General features: G+C 62.5%; 12 protein-coding genes. 5 read left to right on the plus strand and 7 right to left on the minus strand.

What is annotated here, in order from left to right; all coding sequences use genetic code 11:
• Positions 1-2: 2 nt before the first annotated feature.
• Positions 3-1,934 carry an SMP-30/gluconolactonase/LRE family protein gene (locus B0G80_RS43290; RefSeq protein WP_116123589.1) on the minus strand — a complete coding sequence of 644 codons (1,932 nt, stop codon included), beginning with the start codon at positions 1,932-1,934 and terminating at the stop codon, positions 3-5.
• A 293-nt stretch (positions 1,935-2,227) separates the two neighbouring features.
• Positions 2,228-2,881: a FadR/GntR family transcriptional regulator gene (locus B0G80_RS43295; protein WP_116123590.1), complete on the minus strand. Its 654-nt coding sequence runs from the start codon at positions 2,879-2,881 to the stop codon at positions 2,228-2,230.
• A 222-nt stretch (positions 2,882-3,103) separates the two neighbouring features.
• Here B0G80_RS43295 and B0G80_RS43300 point away from each other — a divergent pair, with 222 nt between their 5' ends.
• From B0G80_RS43300 to B0G80_RS43315, 4 genes are read left to right on the plus strand one after another with little or no spacing between them, the layout of a single operon-like run.
• Positions 3,104-4,888, plus strand: a complete 1,785-nt coding sequence (locus B0G80_RS43300) for a gamma-glutamyltransferase family protein (RefSeq protein WP_116123591.1) — start codon at positions 3,104-3,106, stop codon at positions 4,886-4,888.
• Positions 4,889-4,936: 48 nt separating this feature from the next.
• Complete coding sequence (locus B0G80_RS43305; RefSeq protein WP_116123592.1) at positions 4,937-6,349, plus strand: MFS transporter; 1,413 nt, start codon at positions 4,937-4,939, stop codon at positions 6,347-6,349.
• A 33-nt stretch (positions 6,350-6,382) separates the two neighbouring features.
• Positions 6,383-6,937 carry a GAF domain-containing protein gene (locus tag B0G80_RS43310; RefSeq protein WP_181920226.1) on the plus strand — a complete coding sequence of 185 codons (555 nt, stop codon included), beginning with the start codon at positions 6,383-6,385 and terminating at the stop codon, positions 6,935-6,937.
• 1 nt (position 6,938) lies between these two features.
• Positions 6,939-8,207 carry an MFS transporter gene (locus tag B0G80_RS43315; RefSeq protein WP_116123593.1) on the plus strand — a complete coding sequence of 423 codons (1,269 nt, stop codon included), beginning with the start codon at positions 6,939-6,941 and terminating at the stop codon, positions 8,205-8,207.
• Between the two features lie 25 nt (positions 8,208-8,232).
• Here the strand turns inward: B0G80_RS43315 and B0G80_RS43320 are convergent, their stop codons facing one another.
• Positions 8,233-9,213: an LLM class oxidoreductase gene (locus tag B0G80_RS43320; RefSeq protein WP_116123594.1), complete on the minus strand. Its 981-nt coding sequence runs from the start codon at positions 9,211-9,213 to the stop codon at positions 8,233-8,235.
• Between the two features lie 48 nt (positions 9,214-9,261).
• Positions 9,262-11,625, minus strand: coding sequence for a DNA polymerase II (locus B0G80_RS43325; protein ID WP_116123967.1), 2,364 nt, complete (start codon positions 11,623-11,625; stop codon positions 9,262-9,264).
• Positions 11,626-11,855: 230 nt separating this feature from the next.
• Here B0G80_RS43325 and B0G80_RS43330 point away from each other — a divergent pair, with 230 nt between their 5' ends.
• Positions 11,856-12,281: a PRC-barrel domain-containing protein gene (locus B0G80_RS43330; RefSeq protein WP_012426540.1), complete on the plus strand. Its 426-nt coding sequence runs from the start codon at positions 11,856-11,858 to the stop codon at positions 12,279-12,281.
• Between the two features lie 196 nt (positions 12,282-12,477).
• Here the strand turns inward: B0G80_RS43330 and B0G80_RS43335 are convergent, their stop codons facing one another.
• The 3 genes from B0G80_RS43335 to B0G80_RS43345 all read right to left on the minus strand — a co-directional run bounded on the left by B0G80_RS43335 (position 12,478) and on the right by B0G80_RS43345 (position 16,324).
• Positions 12,478-13,488 carry a DUF2891 domain-containing protein gene (locus B0G80_RS43335; protein ID WP_116123595.1) on the minus strand — a complete coding sequence of 337 codons (1,011 nt, stop codon included), beginning with the start codon at positions 13,486-13,488 and terminating at the stop codon, positions 12,478-12,480.
• A 203-nt stretch (positions 13,489-13,691) separates the two neighbouring features.
• On the minus strand, positions 13,692-15,032 hold the full coding sequence (locus B0G80_RS43340) for an FAD-binding oxidoreductase (protein WP_116123596.1): 1,341 nt from the start codon (positions 15,030-15,032) through the stop codon (positions 13,692-13,694).
• The gene (locus B0G80_RS43345) at positions 15,032-16,324 is read right to left on the minus strand and encodes an FAD-binding oxidoreductase (RefSeq protein WP_116123597.1); all 1,293 of its coding nucleotides are present in this window, start codon (positions 16,322-16,324) and stop codon (positions 15,032-15,034) included. The genes B0G80_RS43340 and B0G80_RS43345 overlap by 1 nt, the downstream gene beginning before the upstream one ends.
• Between the last annotated feature and the right edge of the window lie 55 nt (positions 16,325-16,379).

Genomic DNA, 16,379 nt, shown 5'->3' on the forward strand with positions numbered 1-16,379 from the left:
GATCACGGCGTCCAGCGATAAACGGCGATGCTGGAGCCCTTGACGTTGTTCTTCGTGACCACGTACTCGCCGGTCGATCGAAGGTAGGCCTTGACGCTGTACATCGCATCGATCGCGCTGCTGGCGTCCACGGTACGGCTGCTGGTGTTCACGAGCGTTGCGTCGAGGTTACCTGTGGCGAGATTGAAGGCGTCGATGTCCGGCAAAGCGGGCCCGCTGCCGAACCAGTAGCCGACGAAAAGATAGCGGCCGGCCGCGTCGATCGACTTGGCGCCGGCGTGGGCGAGGTTGATCACCGGATTGGGCGTGGTGGTATTGCCCGCGCTCCAGCCGTGATACACCTCGATCCGCGTGCCGATCCCCGTCCAGTCCGTACTCCCGACAACACCCTGTCCGAGGATCATCGTGTCGCTGTCCGCGAGGTAGAGAATGCGTGTCAGCGGCTGGATGCTCGCGGGAATGCGGATGGGGATTCCGGGTCCCCACGATGGTTTGCCGCTGGCGTCGAAGCCGGTCAGCGGGTAGTGATAGATATAGCCTGTCTTGTCCAGACCGGCCCACACGCCGCCCTTGCTGTCGATGCAGAACCCGTCCCTGACCAGTGCGGTGGTTTTGAACGCCGCACCCGGAAGCGTGGCGTCCGGTATGGCGATATAGCCATTCGCGGCATTGAAGTGGAAGAAGTAGTAGACATCGGGATTCTGGCCGGACGCCACGAGGATCCGGTTGGCGCCGACGGTGGCAAGGTGAGCGAAGTGCTCGTCGCGTGAAGTATCGTTGATGTTGATGCGCGGGTCCGACGGATAGGCGAACGGATCGACGGTGTTCGCGACGAAGGCGCCGCCGGCGCTACCGCTGTAGATGTTGGTGCCGCCATAGAACATGGTGCCGTCCGTGAGCGGGTCCGGTACGGCGTCGCCCTCGAGGTTGAGGGACCGCAGCGTCCACTGCAGATTGCCGGCGCTGCTATACGCATGAATGTCGGTGCCGCCGTTGCGGCCGAGGTCCCAACTGCCGCCCCACGGGTTGTTGAGCACATAGAGGTTGCCCGCGGTGTCCTTGCCGATGCCGGCAACGCGGGTGAAGCGCTTCGCGCCGACCTGGCCTTTGATCCCCGTGGTGGTGTCGAGATACCCGCCCTGAACGCCGAACGTTCCGGCCAGCGTCGGCGTACCCGAGAGCGTGTAGCGCTTGATGTTCATGTCGGGCCCTTCGTCGCCCACCATGAGCTGTCCCGACGACGCATCGAAATAGAGCGCCGACGGCTGCGATCCGGCGGGCATCTGGATGGTATTCAGCAGTGCCCCGCCTGAACTGAACTCGACGATCGTGCCCGCACTTTTCTGTGCGATCCAGACGTTGCCCGCGCCATCCACAGCGAGCGCGCCTGGGCCCGGGACGTTGATGTCGCGCTGCCAGACACCGTCGGTGGTGTAGATACGCACGCGATTGCCGTCGATGTCGCTCGCATAAAGCAGCGAGCCCGCCGTGGCAAGTCCGGTGATGACGTCGACCCGCGTTTGATTCTTCGAAGCAGTGACCTGGATGAAAAGATCGCGAGCGCCAGTAGCGCGGCTGTATCGTCCCACCGCGCCGCTTCCGTACGACGCGCTGTACTGCAGCGCCACGAAAATCGACTTCGCATTACCGGTGATGGCGCTGCCCTGAAATTCGCCATGAGCGCCGATGGAGCCGGCGCTGCGGTGGTTCTGATAGATCGCGACGCCGCCCTCGTACTCGTCCCACATGGAGGCCGTATAGAGGACGCCTTCGGGCGCAACCCACATGGAGCGCGCGGCGTTACCGACGTGGGCGGCGAGAGTGCCATACGTGTTCGCGAGCCAGTCGGTGGTGTTTTGCGCCTGACTGGCCGGTGCAATCGCGGCGATCATCGCGGCGAGGAGCGCAGCATGAATTCGTTTTCTTGCGACCATGACTGATGCTCTCCTGAGCGTAGCGATGATTGATATGAATCGTCGGCTGACTTTGTTCCTGAAATGCGTGATGGGTAAAAGCTATTTCGAGCCGGTCTCGTGCACGCTGTATTGCATCCAGCGTACCGTCGGCAAGTGGCAGGAGAATGACTCGTTTAACTCAATACGAATAACGGGTAATTTGCGCATCCTCATTTCTAGGTCAAATTGCGGATGGACTCAAGCGTTTCGTGCGGCTCGGTGTGTTCGTTACGTTCGACTACTTTGCTCGCAAACATCGCCTGCGCCGCGAGTCATTCCTTACCCGATGCGCGCCCTTGAACGCTCAGCAGATGCTCGCGCATGCAACGGGCCGCTGTCTCGCCATCACGCGCTTTCATCGCATTGACGACAGCCTGATGTTGCTGGGCGAAATACTGCCGGGTTTCCTGGGCCACCGTCTTTTCGCGTACGTCCGGTTTGACGCGCATGCTGTTGATGACTTCCATCAGCGCAATGAGTGCGGGATTGCGGGTGGCCTGGCCGATCAGCAAGTGAAAGCGATGATCCCATTGCTGCCACTCTTCGTCGTTCTTCGCGGCTGCGTTTTTGCGCGCGCACTTTTCCAGTTCCAGCAGATCGTCCCGACTGGCTTTGGCGGCGGCGAGTTCCGCGAGTGCGGGTTCGAACAGCAGCCGCATTTCGGCGATATCCGCCGGACTCGTTCCCGCGCGCAGTCCACGCAGCGTGGGGCCGAACTTCAGCGGTCGCGCGCCCAGATAGGTGCCGCGCCCGACACCGCGCCACACCCGGCCCGATGCCTCCAGTGAAGCCAGCACCGAGCGCAGTTCCCTTCGGCTGACGCCAAGGTCTTCGGCCAGCTTTCTTTCGGGCGGCAGCGCGTCGCCGTCCTTGAGTTGATGGGCGGCGATGTAGCCGAGCAAAGCTTCCAATGCTGTCTGTTCCATTTTTTGCGTGAACCAATGTTTATTGGTTCCAAAGATAGCAGAATGGAGGCAGTGTGGTGCGCAGGTTCCCGAAAATATTTTGACTCGGTATATTGCGTGTAGATTTCGGGTTAGCATCACGTGAAATTGATTGGATCGAGCAGCATCTTTATCGCTTGTTCAACGTGTACCTATAGGGATTGGTTCAGCCGCCAGTCGCCCGCGATCACAAAGGAGCAGCGCATGTCGTTTACCACCCGCCCGGAACTGATCGGCACATTCGGCATGGCCGCTTCCACGCACTGGCTGGCCAGCGCGTCGGCCATGGCCGTGCTTGAGAAAGGCGGTAACGCGTTCGATGCCGCCGCCGCCGCCGGTTTTGTTCTGCAGATCGTCGAACCGCATCTGAACGGTCCGGGCGGCGAATTGCCGGTCGTGTTCTACAGCGCGCGCGAAGACCGCGTGCGCGTGCTGTGTGGGCAGGGTGTGACGCCCGCGAGCATGACCATCGAGCGCATGCGCAAGTTAGGACTGGAAGTCGTGCCGGGTACGGGACTGCTGCCGGCCGTCGTGCCCGGCGCATTCGGCGGGTGGATGGCCATGCTGCGCGATTACGGCCAGTTGCCGCTTGAGGATGTGCTGAGTTACGCGATCGGTTACGCGGAAAACGGCTACCCGGTGCTGCCGCGCATGACCTCATCGATCCTCGCCATCAAGGATTTCTTCCGGACAGAATGGACGACTTCGGCCGAGCAATGGTTGCGCGACGGCGACGCGCCGATGCCGAATCAGCTATTCGCCAATCCGGCCATTGCGAACACGTATAAGCGCATTCTGCGCGAAGCGAATACCCGGCGTGACCGCAGCGAACAGTGTGAGCGCGCCCGCGAGGTTTTTTATCACGGCTTCGTGGCTGATGCCATCGACCAGTATTTTGGTTCGACGGCCGTGCTCGACACGTCGGGTCAGCGCAACCGCGGGCTGCTCGATGCCGGCGACCTCGCGCGCTGGGAACCGTCCTACGAAGACCCCGTTTCGTACGACTATGGCGAGCTCCGTGTCCACAAGACCGGCCCATGGGGCCAGGGGCCGATGTTCCTGCAGCAGCTCGCGCTGCTCAAGGGATTCGATCTCGCGGCCATGGACCCGATGGGACCGGATTTCGTGCATACGGTCATCGAATGCTCGAAGCTCGCGTTCGCCGACCGCGAGGTGTTCTACGGCGACCCTGCGTTTGCGCACGTGCCCATGGACGTGCTGCTGAGCGACGCCTATAACGACGAACGTCGTCGGCTGGTCGACCCGCGCCGGGCATCGCTCGAATTTCGTCCGGGCACGCTCGGCGACAGCGAGCGGCGCGCCGCGCGCATCATGGCGCTGGCCGGCAAGGAACAGTTCGGCGGCTTCGGCCAGGGTGAGCCGACCTTCGCGCCGTTGCCCGAACTGCGAGGCGATACGGTTCATCTCGATGTCGTCGACCGCTGGGGCAACATGGTGTCGGCCACGCCGTCGGGCGGCTGGCTGCAGGCGTCGCCGGCGGTGCCCGGCCTCGGCTTCAACGTGACCACGCGCGCGCAGATGTTCTGGATGGAGGAGGGCTTGCCGTCGTCGCTCGGGCCGCGGCGCCGTCCGCGCACCACGCTTTCGCCGACGCTGGTCACTCGCGCGGGCAAGCCCTATGCGGCGTTCGGCACGCCGGGCGGCGATCAGCAGGATCAATGGTCGATCCAGCTCTTCCTCAAACACGTGCACGCCGGCATGAATTTTCAGGCAGCTGCGGATTCGCCGTCGTTCCAGACCGCGCATTTTCCGGGTTCGTTTTATCCGCGCGCCATGCATCTCGGCAAGATGTCCGCCGAATCCCGCTTTCCGGAAAGCACCCTTGCCGAATTACGCGCGCGTGGCCACGACCTGACAGTGGCCGAACCCTGGTCGCTCGGGCGCGTCTGCGCGGTCGGAATCAGAAACGGTCTGATGCGTGGTGCAGCGACGCCTCGTCAGATGCAGGCCTACGCGGTCGGGCGATAACCTCGGCATGGCGGAGATCGTGTCCATTCCTTCAGGGAGAAAGTTAACGTGTCCGCCGTAGCCGCTCGTCTTGAAAGACTTCCGTTGTCGGGCTTTCACCGCAAACTCCTGCTCATCGGAGGCTTGGGGTATCTGTTCGATGGACTCGATTCATCGTCGCTCGCGTTTCTGCTGCCTGTCGTGAGCAAACTGTGGCACCTGAGCAGCGCCGAAACCGGCCTCGTCGCGAGCAGCACCTATATCGGGTACTTCTTCGGAGCGTTCCTGTCAGGCGTGTTCGCCGATCTGATCGGCCGTCGGCGCATCATGATGACGGCGCTGGCCATCTACTGTGTCGCGTCGCTCGCGAGTGCTGCCGCGACGGACTGGCACACGTTCTTCGCGCTGCGCATCGTCGCGGGATTTGGTTCCGGCGCGGAGACGGTGGTGATCGCGCCATTCCTCGCGGAATTCGTTCCGCGTCGCTACAGAGGCATGTTTTGCGGGGCGCTGGTCGGCTTCATGTCGTTCGGCTATCTGAGTTCGTCCATACTCGGCTTCGTCGTGGTGCGAAACTATGCCGACGGCTGGCGCTACCTGGCCGTGGTGACGTCGTTGCCGGTCGTCATGCTGCTCTGGTGGCGCAGAACGTTGCCTGAGTCGCCGCGATGGCTCGAGAGCCAGGGTCGAACGGACGAAGCGAACCGGATCGTGAACACGATCGAGTCATGGTTTGCCGGCAGAGGCATTCATCTGCCGCCGGTCGGCTCCGTTGGCGTGCTTCCCGCGTCGGCGCGTGCAAGCGGCAGCGCGTTGCAGAACGTGCTCACGTTGTGGTCGCCGCGACTCGCGCGCACCACGGCGGTCAGCTGGCTGATGTGGTTCTCGGTTGCATTCGCGTACTACTCGTTCTTCTCCTGGATACCGAGCCTGCTTCTCAAGGAGGGGCTCACCATGACGAAGAGCTTCGGCTATTCCATCGCGATCTACGGGGCGCAGATTCCGGGCTATTTCTCGGCCGCCTGGCTCAATGAACGGATCGGGCGCAAGGCGGTGGTCGCGTCGTACATGTTGCTGGGCGGCATAGCGGCCATCGCGCTCGCGTTCTCTCACACCGGCATCGCGATCATGGTCGCGGGCATCTGCCTGTCGTTCTTCATGAACGGTGCGTTCGCAGGCGTGTATGCGTACACCCCGGAAGTATTCCCGACCGCGGTGCGCACGACCGGCACCGGCTCGTCATCATCGTTTGGACGCATCGGCTCGGTGAGCGCGCCCATTCTGGTCGGCCTCGTCTATCCCACGCTCGGCTTCCTGGGCGTGTTCGCGATGACCACGACGGTTCTGCTCATCGGCGCATGCGTGGTGTTCTTCCTGGGTATCGAGACTCGCAATCGTTCGCTCGAAGACATCGAGGCCGAGGAATTCGGTCGCACGCAAGATGTTCCGGGCCCGCTCAGTTCCACTGAACTACACGGCTGAATGCCGTCATCCGCCAACTTTCCCATACAGACCATGCAAGGCATCCAGATCGAAACTGCGCAGCCCGATCCGCAAGCGCTGGACATGTCGAACCTCGAACAACTCGCGAGGGCCATGCGGATCAAGGGTCAACCGATGGCGATTTTCCGTGCGGTTCACGACGTGGCGGCAAGCGCAATCGGCTTCAGCCTGTTCACGATCATGTCCTACGATGCGCAAAACCAGGAGGTGGAGCGCGTCTACACGAACATGCCCGACGTCTATCCGGTTGGCGGGCGCAAGAAAAAGCACGGCACGCCGTGGGCCAAACAGATCCTGCTCGATCTCAAGCCCTTTCGCGCGGAAACCGCACAGGGCATTCGCGAAGCGTTCGACGATCACACTGTGATGACCGGGATGGGCCTGGGATCCATATTGAACATCCCGATTGCGTACGACGGCGTGTGCATCGGCACGATGAACCTGACGCATCGGGAGAGGTGGTACACAACGCGGCATGAAGAGTTGGGATTACTGATCGGTTCCTTCCTGGCTCCCGCTCTTATTACTCGCCATACGCTATCCACCGGCAGTTTGACTCCGCTCTGACATGACCACTACCCAACGTGTTGCGACAGCGTCGCCGGCGAGCCAGACTTCCGTGTCGCAAGGCCGCTGGCTGCTTGTTTTCATCCTCGGTTATCTCGCGCTCATGGCCGATGGCGCGGACGTCATGATGTACGGCCTCACGCTGACGCGTATCAAGGACGACTTCGGACTGAGCAATGTCCAGGCCGGCGCGTTGGGCAGCCTGACGTTGCTAGGCATGGCAGTCGGCGGGATTCTCGGCGGCTGGGCGAGCGATCGCATCGGGCGGGTGAGGGTGGTGGTCTGGGCGTTGGCGCTTTTTTCGCTCGGCGCGGGGCTGCTTGGACTTACGCACAGCTTCGTGGAGTTCGCGGTCGTCCGCTTTATCGGTTCGTTGGGCATCGGCTCCATGGTGCTGGTCACGACGCTCGTTGCCGAATACGTGCCCACGGAACGGCGCTCGCTGATTCTGGGAGCCTTGCAGACCGGCATTTCGGCCGGTTATATCGTGGTCATTGCGCTGAGCAGCTGGATTTTGCCGCACTACGGGTGGCGCACGCTGTACTACGTGTCAGCCATACCCGTGGTGTTTGCGTTGGCGATCAAGTTCGCGGTGCCCGAGCCGGCTAGCTGGAGGGCGAGCCAGGCCATCGAGCGCACGAGCCAGCGTCGCTGGCGCGACAGCCGCTACCACGTGATTTTCAGCAATCGACAGACGCGAACTCTGTTTATCTTGTGGACGCTGGCCTCGGTTTTCATTCTTTCCGGGTTCTACGGCCTGAATAACTGGCTGCCGACGTACCTCGAAAAAGAGCTGCATATCAAGTTCAGCTCACTGGCCGGGTACATGATCGGGACTTACGTCGTCGCGTTCATCGGCAAGATCTTCGCCGGCTGGCTAGGCGACCGCTGGAGCCGGCGTGGTGTGTATGTCCTCGGCTGCGTGGGCGCCGCGCTTTTTCTGCCGGTGATCATCTTCTGGCACACGCGGGAGAACATTGCCGTTCTCATGCTTTTCTTCGGGTTCCTGTACGGCGTACCACTGGGCACAATCGGCACGTTCATGTCCGAGAGTTTTGCCACTTCCATCCGCGGCACTGCGGTGGGCGGCTCCTATAACCTGGGGCGCTTCTGCTCGGGCGCGGCGCCTATCGTCATCGGTTTCCTGGCCACGCAGTTTTCCATCGGTCTGGGTTTCCTCGTGGTCGGCGCGGTGTTCTTCCTGAGTGGCGTGACCGCGCTGTTTATCCCGGACCGCTTGTACGACACGGACCGGCCATCCACGCCGTGAGTCGAAGCGGGTGCGCAGCGCGCCTCTACGTCTCCTGATGAAACTGCGGCAACACGTCATCGGCGAGTTCGTTGACGATCTCAGCGACGGGACGCTCCGACGACGGATTGAACGTCACATGGTGCGTCCCGTCCGCGCGCAGCGATTTGAGTATCTCGATCAACGCGAGCCGGCCGGTCCGGTAGCCGAGCGTCACGGCCTGCGCCGGCTCATGCGGATCGCTGCTGAGTTCGAGCCGCATCGCGACGCCGAACGCACGAAACGCTTTGGGCGCCGCGCGTTCGACGGCGGCGCGCCACATGCTGTAGCGGGCGCGCTGCGCGTCCGGCTCGCGATGATAGGTCATCCATCCCAGCGAATGGCGCGCGATCCAGTCGACGCTCTGACCGCCCGAACCCACGGCAAGCAGCGGTACTGCGCGCGAATGCTCGGGCAACAGCTGAAAGGTAGGCGCACCTTCGGGCGTGCGATCGGGGATCACGCGCGAGGGTGCGCCGAGCGCGGCGGCAACCGTCTCCCAGTGACTGCGATACAGTTCGCGCCGCTCGTCGGCGTCGCGCCCGAATGCGGCATATTCCGGTGGACGGTCGCCTGAACCCAGACCCAGAATAAAGCGTCCGTGACTGAGCGTATCGACGGACAGCGCCGCCTTGGCAATATGCAGCGGATGACGCAGCGTGAGGACGATGGCGCCGCTCACAAGCGCGATACGCCGCGTATTCGCAGCGAGCGCACCAAGGAATACCCACGGGTCGAGGTGGCCGACAGGGTCCGGGTAGTCCGCGCTGTTCAGCGGGACGTCGCGTATCCAGAGCGCGCGAAAGCCGCGCTCGTCGGCGAGACGCGCGAGCGCCAGCTGCTCGTCGAAATCGGCCACGATCGTGCCGGCGCGCAGCATGGGGAGTGTGAGTCCGAGACTGAGCGCACCGTCGGAAAACACGCGGTTCGCGGTGGTTTGCGGTTCGGATTTCAGCGCGTCTGCCGCAATCAGGTGCGACTCGTTCATGCGTGGCCTTTGCAGTGCGTCGTCGATACGCCCGATGCTAACACTGCGTCAGAACAGCTGCTTCTGCCCTGACATCAAGGTCGTGAAATCGTCGCGCAGGAGCGGCAGGATAGCGTCGGCGACGGGCTGCAATTGACGCGTCAGATAATGTTCGTAATCGATTGCCGAGCGCAGCGTTTCCAGCGGCTCGGGTCCGGCAACCGTCATCACATAGCTGATCCACCCGCCGTTCTGGTATTGCAGCGGGCGCCCTTGCCGCCGGTTGAACTCGTCCGCCACACGCGCCGCGCGCACATGCGGCGGCACGTTGCGCTCGTATTCTTCGAGCGGCCGGCGCAGCCGTTTGCGATACACGAGCTGATCGTCGAGCTTGCCGTCGAGCGTGTCGCGCACGTAGTCCTGATACGGTTGCTGCGTAAAGATGCGCCGATACAGTTCCTGCTGAAACTGCTGCGCGAGCGGCGTCCAGTCGGTGCGTACCGTTTCGAGTCCCTTATAGACGATGTCTTCGCTGCCGTCCGGCAACACTGTGAGGCCGGCGTAGCGTTTCTTGCTGCCTTCTTCGGCGCCGCGAATCGTCGGCATGAAGAAGCGCCGATAGTGCCGTTCGAATTGCAGTTCGAGCGCACTGTCGAGCCCGAACCTTTCCTGCAGATTCTGCCGCCACCACGCGTTGATATGCTCGACCAGCGCGCGGCCGATGCGGCTCGCGTCTGCCTCGCTATGCGCGTGTTTTAGCCACACGAAGGTCGAATCCGTATCGCCGTAGATGACTTCGTAGCCTTCGGCTTGAATCAGTTCGCGCGTGGCATGCATGATTTCGTGGCCGCGCATGGTGATCGACGAGGCGAGACGCGGATCGAAGAAGCGGCAACCGGTCGATCCCAATACGCCGTAAAAGGCGTTCATGATGATCTTCAATGCCTGCGAAAGCGGCTTGTTGTTCTCGCGTTTGGCCGTTTCGCGGCCTTGCCACACTTGCCCGACGATCGACGGCAAACAATGGCGCGTGCGTGAAAAGCGCGCGCCGAGAAAGCCCGGAACCGATTGATCGTCGGCGGGATTCAACATGCCTTCGACAAGACCGACAGGGTCGATCAGAAACGTGCGAATAATCGACGGATACAGACTCTTGTAATCGAGCACCAGCACGGAGTCGTAGAGACCGGGGCGCGAATCCATCACGAAGCCGCCGGGGCTCGCGGCGCCGGCCACGTCGCCGAGATTGGGCGCGACATAGCCTTGCCGATGCATACGCGGCATATACAGATGCGTGAACGCCGCCACCGATCCGCCGCTGCGATCCGCCGGCAAACCGGTCACGCTCGCGCGTTCCAGCAGAAACGGCAGCAACTCTGTTTTAGCGAAGATGCGCGTGACCAGCTCGCAGTCTTTGAGGTTGTAGCGCGCGAGCGCGGGCTTGTCCTCGTCGAAGCGGCGCTGGATTTCGTCCATGCGCTGATACGGATTGTCGATCGCCTTGCCTTCGCCCAGCACGGTGCGCGAGACATGTTCGAGACTGAACGAAGGGAAACTCCAGGTCGCCGAGCGCAGCGCCTCGATGCCGTCGATAATCAACCGTCCCGCGGCGCCGGCGAAGAAGTGGTTCTGCTTGAGCCCGTGCTCGCGCCATTCCATCACCGCACCGCCACGGCCGAGCCGCAGCGGTACGCGATATTGTTCGGCATGCTGCTGTAGCACACGCAGATCGAACTGCACCAGATTCCAGCCGATGATCGCATCGGGATCGTACCGTTCGAGCCACGCGTTCAGTTTCTCCAGCAACTGCGCGCGGGTTTCGCAGTATTCGAGCTCGAAGTCGAGCGTGCCCGCGTCGCCGTTCGGCGGCCCCAGCATATACACCTGACGCTGGCCGCATCCTTCCAGCGCGATCGAGTACAACTCGGCGTGAGCGCTGGTTTCGATATCGAGCGACACGAGCTTCAAGGGCGGACGATAGCCGGCGGCCGGCTTGAGTTCGCTGTTCACGAGCGGGCCGCTCTTTCCGGTGCCCTGCGCGTCGCCGCTGAACCACACGGGCGCCGTGATGAAGCGCTCCATCATGTAGCGCTCCGGCGGAAAGATATCGGCTTCGTAGACATCGACGCCGCCTTGCTTCAGGCGTTTCTCGAAGCCCGTCAATTGCCGGTACTGCGGGCAGTAAAGCCCCATGACCGTCCGATGCTGAAAGTCGCACAGATCGAGCGCACGCAGATCGAGCGGCGCTTCGCGGCGCAGGATCGTTTCGGCGCGCTCGCGATGTTCGGTGGGAATGAATGCCACCGACGGTTGAGGGCGTAAGCGCACGTGCCGGGGCCCACTGTCCGTGGCCAGCCAGAAATCGACTTCGGTGCCGGCGGGCGTGTCTCGCCAATGCCGGGTCAAGATGAAACCCTGTTCAAGCTTAGTCAAACTGCCACCTCGAAAACCGGCGTGATCGCCTTGCGCGATTTTACCGCCATGCGCTGCGGGCCGTGACGTCATCCCCGAGCGTGGCGGCGTCGGCGCGTCGAGGTGTGCGCGTGCGACCTTGCGGCACGCTGGATGCAACCGCGCCGCGCAGTCTGTATGATCGTGGTGCAGCGATTCCATTCGGCGCGGGCCATGCGCCGGTCAAGTCTACTAAGAAGGGAGTAAGCGATATGACGTTGGGCAAACTTGTTGTTGTCGTCGCGGTAGCTGCAACCAGCCTTGGTGCACAGGCGCAAGTCGCCGGCACGCAACCGCTGAGCGTCACGGTCGAGCAGTCGAATGCGCTGCTGAGCGGCTGGAGTGTGAAGAAGAGCATTCTCGGCAAATCGGTCTACAACGACCAGAACGCGAAAATCGGCACGGTCCGCGATCTGGTGATCGCGCCGGACGGCTCGCTGTCCGCAGCCATCGTCTCCGCGGGCGGTTTCCTGGGCGTGGCATCGCACGACGTGGCGGTGCCTATCGCAGCGCTGGATATTCGCGAGGGGAATTTCTATCTGGCGGGCGCCACCAAAGATGCCTTGAAGGCAACGCCCGAGTTCCAGTACAACAAGGTTCAGGCGCCGCCGAAGCCTAAAAAGCTGACGGGGCAGTAAATGTGGGAGGCCGGCGCATCGTCGCCGGCTGGGCCGCAATGGGCGGTTCTGGTTTGACGTGATCATGAAAAAGCGGCGCCCGCGGCGTGAATCGGTTGGTGTGAGAAACCGTTTCGCGCGTGCGGCGCCGCTTTCGCTTTTCAGTCGACCATGCCGCCGGTCGAGTTCGATTCGAAGTCTCGAATCAGGCCTTAATTCAAGCTTCCAATGCAAGCGTGGCAAATGTGCCTAGCCAGTGCTCGCCCATATAGTCGCCGGCCACATGCGGCAGTGCGGTTTGCAGATGCCGCTCGGCCGCGTCGAACAGGACCGTCCGGCGAATATCGCCTGCGGGCAATGCGCGGGCGAGCGAACGTTGGCACCACGCGCGGCTAAGATTCAGACCGTCCAGGTGCGCGATCTTGCCGTCGGTGCGATCCGTCACGGTGACGGGCTCGAACAGCGTAGCGGGCTTTTTCAAGCCGAGATCCGGCAGAAAGCGGCCGAACCAGTCGACGAATTGCGCGGGCGGCAGTATGCGGCGCATGAGCTCGGCTTCCATGAGCGAAGGCGAGAGGAATTCGTCGCCGGCAGGCTCCCATGCCTGACACGCGACGTCGTTCACAAACCAGCGTTCCGCAGTATTCACGACCAGTGCTTCCAGAGAATCACGCGATGTTTGCCGCGCAAAATCCAGCGTCAGCGCCAACGCGAAGGCCATGTTGAAGTGCGTGCCCACGCGCAGCGGGTAGGTGGCTTTCGGCAGAAAGTCCTCGAAGCGCTCGACAAACAGTTTGGTAAGCGGCGCAAAGATTTTCGACCAGCGCACGGCTTCCGAGAGCTTCAGCGAACTGAGTTGTGCGCTCAACGCGAGCAGCCAGGCCCAGCCATACGGACGCTCGAAACCACGGTTGTGCGGCAGTTCGAGATACGCCACTTCACCGGCCACGTTAGCCGCGGTGAAATGCTCGTCGACCACCGCGACGATGCGCGCCGCTTCAGGCAGATCGGGAAAACGATCGAGTAGATGCAGAATCAACCAGTAGCCGTGCACGCACGAATGCCAGTCGTAGCTGCCGTAAAAAATCGGATGCAGCGCTCGCGGGCCTTGCACGTCTTGCGGCCCGGCGAGCGAATGCGTCAGCTTGTTCGGGTATTCGCGCGTGAGATGGGCAAGCGCCAGGTTGGCGAATTTTGACGCGAATTCGCGAGTGAGTTGAGTGGTCATCGGCGCCTCCTCAAAAGCGGCATACGAATAAGTATGACAGTATGCTGTCGAGGGTCACCAATAGTAAAGTGGCCGGCAAGGGGAGACCGGATTGCGCCGTGCCTCATTCCGGTGTTATAGCAGCGCTGTCGGCGCGATATGGAGGACGAGTGTCGTCGCGGTTGTCGGCGCAACGTGAGCGCTGCGCCGCGTGCCGGCCGTGCCTAGAACAACTCCAGAATCCGGTGATACATCATCCCCAGTTCCAGCGCCGGGCCGCGCAACGCAGGGCCACCCGGAAAGCGGGCATGCCGTAATTGCGCGAACAGATCGAAAGCTTTCGTCTCGCCGGCCATTGCCTGGGCCACCACGCGGCCGGCGATACCGGTCAACGCGACGCCGTGCCCCGAAAACCCCTGCACGTAAAAGTAATTCGGATCGATCGATCCAAAATCGGGCGCGCGATTGCGCGTCACGTCGACAAAACCGCCCCACGCGTAATCGATTTTCACGTCGCCGAGTTGCGGGAACACACCGATCATGCGCTGGCGAATCTCTTCGCCGAGCTGCGCCGGTGATGCACCGGTCGAGCTCGCCCGCCCGCCGAACAGCACGCGATGGTCCGCCGACAACCGGAAATAGTCGAGGAAGAAGTTGTTGTCGCAAATCGCCTCGCGCCCTTTGATCAAAGCATCGGCTCGTTCCTTGCCTAGCGGTTCAGTAGCAACGATATACGACGCGATCGGCGCGATACGCGCGGCCACCGGCGCGGGCAGCACGTCGCCGATCGTGGCATTGCCGCACGCCGCGACGAACCGGCAGCGCACTTCGCCACGAGCGGTACGCACGACAGGCCGCGCGCCTCGCACGACTTCGATCACGGGCGAATGCGCGAACAGCTGCGCACCTTCGCGGCGTGCCGCATCGGCAAGACCGAGACAGTACTTGAGCGGATGCAGATGGCCGGAAACCGGATCGTAGACGCCGGCCAGATAGCGCTTCGAAGCGACGCGCGAACGGACCGCGTCAGTATCGAGCCACGAGAGTTTCGAATAGCCCCAGCGTTGCGAAGCCGACTCCATCCACGAACGCAAATCGGGCACGCGTTTTGGTTTGGTGGCGACGGTCAGATAGCCGGACGTGAAATCGCAATCGATGCCGTAACGTTCGATGCGCTCGCGCACTAACGAGACGCCTTCCACCGACATCGCCCATGCCGCACGCGCGCCGTCGAGACCGAGCTGGCGTTCCATGACCTCGTCTTTCGCGAAACCTACCAGCGTCTGCCCGCCGTTGCGGCCCGACGCGCCCCAACCTGGACGATGCGCATCGAGCACGACAACCGACAAGCCGCGCGCCCGGCACTCCAGCGCCACCGACAAACCGGAGAAGCCCGCGCCGATCACGCACACGTCGGCTTCGAGCGTGCCGTCAAGCGCGGGATCGTCGACGAGCGGGCGGGTCGCGCTCGCTTCATAGTAGGAGTTGGCGATCAGCGCATCGGCGCGGCGGTCGAGCGTATTCAGCGTGTGAAGTGTGTCGGAGCCGGGAGTCGGAGCATTCATCAAAGCAGGTCCTTCATTCGATACCAGGCCATCGCGAGTACGAGGGCAGGGGTGCGCAGTGTAGCGCCGCCGGGAAAGTCGCGGTGACGAATCTTGCCGAACAGATCGAAGCGCGACGCCTGGCCGTCGATCGCTTCGGCGATCAGTTTGCCCGCGAGACCGGTGGTATTCACACCGTGCCCCGAGAAGCCTTGCGCGAAATACACGGTCGGCGAGAGCCGGCCGAAATGCGGCGCCCGGTTCATGGTGATGTCGACGAAACCGCCCCACGCATAGTCGATTTTGACATCGTCGAGTTGCGGGAAAGTCTTCAGCATGTCGCGGCGCATCGCTTCGCCGAGGTTGCGCGGCGCGAGCTTCGAGTAACTCACTTTGCCGCCCCACAGCAGGCGGTGATCGGGCGCCGGACGGAAGTAATCCAGTACGAAGCGGCTGTCGCACACGGCGGCTTTCGCGGGCATCAGCGCTTCGGCGCGATCGGGGTCGAGCGGTTCGGTGGCGATCACGTAGGTGCCGACCGGCATGATCTTGTTCGCGACGTCCGGGGCGAGCTGACCAAGATAAGTATTGCAGGCGAGCACGACGAAGCGTGCCTGCACTCGTCCGCGTGCCGTTTCAGCCACATGTCGGCCGTTTTCTTCACGTAAGGCCGTGACGCAATTGTCCTCGAAAATTTGCACGCCGGCTTCGCGCGCCGCACGTGCCAGCCCCAACGTGTAATTCAACGGATGCAGATGGCCGCTGTCCGCGTCGAACAGGCCGCCCAGATAGCGCTGCGATTGAACATAGTTGCCGACGCCGTCGGCATCGACGTAGCTGAAGCGATCGTAGCCGAAGCGCCGTTGAGCTTCGTCACGCCATTTTTGCAGCGCGTCGGTATCGCGCGGCTTATTCGCCGCGGTCAGGTAGCCCATGGTCAGATCGCAATCGATCCGATGTTTCGCGACGCGTTCCTTGACGATATCGAGGGTTTCGATCCCCATGTCCCAAACACACTTCACGTCGTCCGCGGGCAGGTACTTCGCGAACGTATCGATATCGCACGCGAAGCCGCCGATCAACTGGCCGCCGTTGCGACCGCTCGCCGCCCAGCCGACTTTCGATGCTTCGAGCACCGCGACCGAATGGCCGCGTTCGGCAAGATTGAGCGCCGTGGAAATGCCGGTCAGTCCCGCGCCGATCACGCACACGTCGACGCTGATGGTTTCGTCGAGCGCGGGATGGCGGGTGCTGTCGTTGGCAGTGGCGGCGTAGTACGAGGCGACGTGAGGCTGGTTCGAGAATCGGAGCATAGGCAGAGCATGCGGAAAGAGCCTGTGCGCGTGGCCTTTTCGACAACGAGGCCAC

Source organism: Paraburkholderia sp. BL6669N2, assembly GCF_003387275.1.
GTDB lineage: Bacteria > Pseudomonadota > Gammaproteobacteria > Burkholderiales > Burkholderiaceae > Paraburkholderia.

Bases quoted from the DNA above. Each gene is read 5' to 3' on its own strand.
- B0G80_RS43290 (WP_116123589.1), bottom strand. From the start codon at position 1,934: ATGGTCGCAAGAAAACGAATTCATGCTGCGCTCCTCGCCGCGATGATC.
- B0G80_RS43295 (WP_116123590.1), bottom strand. From the start codon at position 2,881: ATGGAACAGACAGCATTGGAAGCTTTGCTCGGCTACATCGCCGCCCAT.
- B0G80_RS43300 (WP_116123591.1), top strand. From the start codon at position 3,104: ATGTCGTTTACCACCCGCCCGGAACTGATCGGCACATTCGGCATGGCC.
- B0G80_RS43310 (WP_181920226.1), top strand. From the start codon at position 6,383: ATGCAAGGCATCCAGATCGAAACTGCGCAGCCCGATCCGCAAGCGCTG.
- B0G80_RS43315 (WP_116123593.1), top strand. From the start codon at position 6,939: ATGACCACTACCCAACGTGTTGCGACAGCGTCGCCGGCGAGCCAGACT.
- B0G80_RS43320 (WP_116123594.1), bottom strand. From the start codon at position 9,213: ATGAACGAGTCGCACCTGATTGCGGCAGACGCGCTGAAATCCGAACCG.
- B0G80_RS43330 (WP_012426540.1), top strand. From the start codon at position 11,856: ATGACGTTGGGCAAACTTGTTGTTGTCGTCGCGGTAGCTGCAACCAGC.
- B0G80_RS43335 (WP_116123595.1), bottom strand. From the start codon at position 13,488: ATGACCACTCAACTCACTCGCGAATTCGCGTCAAAATTCGCCAACCTG.
- B0G80_RS43340 (WP_116123596.1), bottom strand. From the start codon at position 15,032: ATGAATGCTCCGACTCCCGGCTCCGACACACTTCACACGCTGAATACG.
- B0G80_RS43345 (WP_116123597.1), bottom strand. From the start codon at position 16,324: ATGCTCCGATTCTCGAACCAGCCTCACGTCGCCTCGTACTACGCCGCC.